Consider the following 382-nt stretch of genomic DNA (forward strand, 5'->3'; position numbering starts at 1 on the left):
CTGGCAAAACAAATATGATGTAAAGGCAAAAGCATTTTGTTTATTGTGTACGGATAGCAGCCTGGATCTCGTGACGATCCTTCGCTACTACGAAGTACGTTGGAACATTGAGACTGGGTACCGTTATTTCAAGGAACTACTGGGTTTTGATCATTACCAATTGCTTTCGCACAAAGGCATAGAGCGTTTTTGGTGTCTACAATTTCTTACCTACAACTTTCTCGAATTTCTGCGAAGAGAATGGGAAAAAGAAGGAATTGTCACCATCGGCGACACTGTTCGCCGAATCCGAAGAGATCATCTCGGTCAATTGATACTCTATGCTTATCAACAAGGAATTACTCAAAGGCCTCTGGCTGAAGTACTGAAATGTCTAAAATTG

General features: G+C 41.4%; 1 protein-coding gene. It reads left to right on the forward strand.

What is annotated here, in order from left to right:
- Window positions 1-382: transposase (locus tag RYX56_RS21395; protein ID WP_317123993.1), on the forward strand; the 382-nt coding region annotated here is incomplete at both ends.

It is taken from the genome of Alkalihalophilus lindianensis (genome assembly GCF_032843265.1).
GTDB lineage: Bacteria > Bacillota > Bacilli > Bacillales > Bacillaceae_D > Alkalihalophilus > Alkalihalophilus lindianensis.